The 3260-nt window shown below is 57.1% G+C and carries 5 protein-coding genes; 4 read left to right on the plus strand and 1 reads right to left on the minus strand.

What is annotated here, in order from left to right:
• From GTN70_08455 to GTN70_08465, 3 genes are all read left to right on the plus strand, one after another.
• A partial coding sequence (locus tag GTN70_08455; GenBank protein ID NIO17015.1) for a hypothetical protein occupies positions 1-160 on the plus strand: 160 nt, incomplete at its 5' end.
• Between the two features lie 61 nt (positions 161-221).
• The gene (locus GTN70_08460; protein NIO17016.1) at positions 222-620 is read left to right on the plus strand and encodes a hypothetical protein; all 399 of its coding nucleotides are present in this window, start codon (positions 222-224) and stop codon (positions 618-620) included.
• A gap of 135 nt (positions 621-755) precedes the next feature.
• Positions 756-1910: an aminotransferase class V-fold PLP-dependent enzyme gene (locus GTN70_08465; protein NIO17017.1), complete on the plus strand. Its 1155-nt coding sequence runs from the start codon at positions 756-758 to the stop codon at positions 1908-1910.
• A 51-nt stretch (positions 1911-1961) separates the two neighbouring features.
• Here the strand turns inward: GTN70_08465 and GTN70_08470 are convergent, their stop codons facing one another.
• On the minus strand, positions 1962-2246 hold the full coding sequence (locus GTN70_08470; protein ID NIO17018.1) for a hypothetical protein: 285 nt from the start codon (positions 2244-2246) through the stop codon (positions 1962-1964).
• 58 nt (positions 2247-2304) lie between these two features.
• Between GTN70_08470 and GTN70_08475 the strand changes: the two genes are divergently transcribed.
• Positions 2305-3260 (plus strand): phosphoglycerate dehydrogenase (locus GTN70_08475; protein NIO17019.1); only part of this gene is annotated, 956 nt, incomplete at its 3' end.

Below are 3260 nucleotides of genomic sequence, written 5' to 3' on the forward strand. Positions count from 1 at the left end.
ACACCCCTTCGGATTTCCGAACCAGAAGTTCCTCCAGAAAAGGCTCCTTAATCTGCTCCTTGAAAAGTTAAAGGAGATCAAGACTCCCGGAACCTTCGAGAAGATACCCATTTACCGGGACGACAGGGGTGACTGCCCCGTCTGCCGGGACCCGGCGTAGCGCTTTAGATTGTGGCATCTCCCTTGCATCGCGATAGGGGAAAAAGAGAGGAGGTGCTGTCATGAACGTTTTCAAATCATTCGTTGCTATTTTCGTGCTTTTTTTCTTCGCCCTTGCGCCGGCGCTTACAACTCCTTCCCTTGGCGAAGACAAACCCCGCACATCCGTTACGGAGAAGGTGAAGGATAGGGACGCGACGAGACACCGCCTGACGGGCACGGTCTTGAAAGTCGATCGGAACGAGGGTGTCGTGCACGTGAAGGGACGGAGGGGAGAGCGCTCGTTTATGGTGACGCCCGATATGGCGAGCAAGGTATCTTTGGGAGAGAGGGTGAGGGTCTACTACCTGACCACCCCGGACAAAAAAGTTGTTGTCAAGAGGATAAAAAAAATAAATAATGGAGAGGAAGTTACGGACGGGGAGAGAGGGCGGAAAGGACGCGATACGCGTGACCAGTGACCTGTCAGATAGATTATTTCATGCAGCCGGGGGATTGTGATCCCCCTTTTTTTTTGCTGTTTGTTTAACGATTGACAACATTTCAGGCCTTTGATACATAGTGAGTTCTCACGCAAAAAACCGGAGGTGAACGAGATGAAAAAGTACTACCTTCTTGCGCCTGGACCGACGCCCATCCCTCCCGAAGTCCTGCTGAAGATGGCGGAGCCGATAGTCCATCACCGGGCCCCGGCATTTGAGGCGATCATGGAGGAGGTCAGGGAAGGCCTCAAGTATGTTTTTCAGACGGAGAGAGAAGTGCTGGTGTTTGCGTCATCCGGGACAGGTGCGATGGATGGTGCCATTTCGAACTTTTTGAAAAAAGGGGATAAAGCGATATGCGTCCGCGGCGGTAAGTTCGGAGAGCGGTGGGCGGAGATTTGCGAAACCTACGGGGTCAATCCGGTAAACATCGATGTCCCTTACGGCCAGGCGGTTGATCCGGCTGACGTGGGCAGGGCCCTCGAGGAGAATCCCGATGCCAAAGCCGTATACGTGCAGGCCTCGGAAACCTCCACCGGGGCAATGCATCCGGTCAAGGAGATCGCAAAGCTCACAAGGGACAGGGACAGAACGATACTCGTCGTCGATGCCATCACCGCCCTGGGTGTCTTCAGCGTCCCCACGGACAAGTGCGGTCTCGATATCGTCCTCGCCGGCTCCCAGAAGGCGTTCATGCTTCCACCGGGGCTCGCCTTCGCGGCAGTGTCGGAGAAAGCGTGGAAACTTGCCGAAGAATCAGACCTGCCCAAATATTACTTCGATTACCGGAAGGAAGCGAAGGCGATAGCCAAGAACCAGACCGCCTATACCCCCGCGGTCTCCTTGCTTATGGGGCTCTGCCAGGTACTGAAGATGATGAGGGAAGAAGGGCTGGAGAATGTATTCGCACGGCACGCCAGGATTGCACGGGCGACGAGGGAGGGCGTCAAGGCAATGGGGCTCGAGCTCTTTGCTCCCGCTTCGCCGAGCAATGCCGTTACTGCCGTGAAGGTTCCGGAAGGGGTCGACGGCGGCAAGATCCCCAAGACGCTACGGGACGAGCACAACATCACCATAGCCGGCGGCCAGGGGAGCATGAAAGGGCACATTTTCAGGATTGCCCACCTCGGGTACGCGGGCAACTTCGACGTGATAATCGCGATGGCTGCCCTCGAGATGACCCTGAAGCGGCTCGGCTATCCCGTCGAGTTCGGCACGGGTGTCAGCGCAGCGATGCAGGTTCTCGAGGAGGAGAGGGCGACAATATAAGAAAGGAGTTACAGCGATATGGGAAGCGTGAAAGTTTTGGCACTGGACAACCTACAGGCGGTGGGCATAGATTTTATGCGAAGCGAGGGTATAGATGTCGACGTGCAGGGCAAGATGAGCCCCGAGGAGCTGAAAGAAGTGATCAACTCCTACGACGCCATCATCGTCAGGAGCGGGACGAAAGTCCCGGCTGAGGTCCTTGGCGGCATAGAGAGACTCAAGGTCATCGGGAGGGCTGGCGTCGGTGTAGACAACATCGATGTCAGCGCGGCCACGAAAAACGGCGTCGTCGTCATGAATACCCCCGGGGGGAATACGGTCACGACGGCGGAGCACACGATTTCGCTCATGATGTCCCTGGTNNATCGTCGCCGACCGGGCGAAGGGCCTCAAGATGATCGTCCTTGGCTACGACCCGTACATTTCTGCCGAGGATGCCGCGCTCCTCGGGGTGGAGCTCGTCTCGCTGGAGGAGCTGTTCAAGCGCTCCGATGTCGTTACCGTCCATACGCCCCTGACGCCGGAAACCAAGAACATAATCAACGCGGAAAACATATCCAAGATGAAAGACGGCGTGTACATCATAAACTGCGCGCGGGGCGGCATCGTCAACGAGGCCGAACTTGCAGAGGCGGTGAATTCGGGAAAGGTGGCGGGCGCCGCCATCGATGTTTTCCCCCAGGAGCCCCCTCCTCCCGACAGCCAGGTGCTCGGCAACGAGCGGATTATCTGCACCCCCCACCTGGGCGCCTCGACGATAGAGGCACAGGAGAAGGTGGCACTCCAGATAGCCGAGCAGATTGTCGATTACCTGAAGAGGAGCACCATCCGGAACTCGGTGAACTTTCCCTCCATATCAGCGGAGCTGGTTCCCATCATCAGGCCCTTCATCGAGCTGGCGGAGAAACTGGGGAGCTTCCACGGGCAGCTTCTCGTGGGGAGACCCTCCGAGATCACCGTCGAATATCACGGCGAGGTGACCCAGTTCGATACGGCCCAGATAACGATAGCCGCGATCAAGGGTTTTCTCCAGCACCAGGTGGAAGGGGTCAACCTGGTAAACGCGAGGATGATTGGAGAGGAGCGGGGGTTGAAGGTCACCGAGACCAAGACGGCCCGTTCCGAGACCTACGCGTCGCTCATCCGGGTGAAGACCCGGAGCAACGGAAAGGATTTTGTCTGCTCGGGAACCCTCTTCGGGAAGGAGCCGATGATCGTGAAAATCATGGGGTTCCACATAGAGGCACACCTGGAAGGCTCGATTATCATGATGAACAACCAGGACGTCCCCGGCGTTCTCGGGAGCGTGGGGACCTATCTGGGCGAGCAGGAGATCAACATAGCGGGGAT

The sequence above is a fragment of the Deltaproteobacteria bacterium genome (assembly GCA_011773515.1).
Taxonomy (GTDB): domain Bacteria; phylum Desulfobacterota; class Deferrimicrobia; order J040; family J040; genus WVXK01.

Coding starts and splice junctions, on each gene's coding strand:
- GTN70_08465 (NIO17017.1), top strand. CDS start 756: ATGAAAAAGTACTACCTTCTTGCGCCTGGACCGACGCCCATCCCTCCC.
- GTN70_08460 (NIO17016.1), top strand. CDS start 222: ATGAACGTTTTCAAATCATTCGTTGCTATTTTCGTGCTTTTTTTCTTC.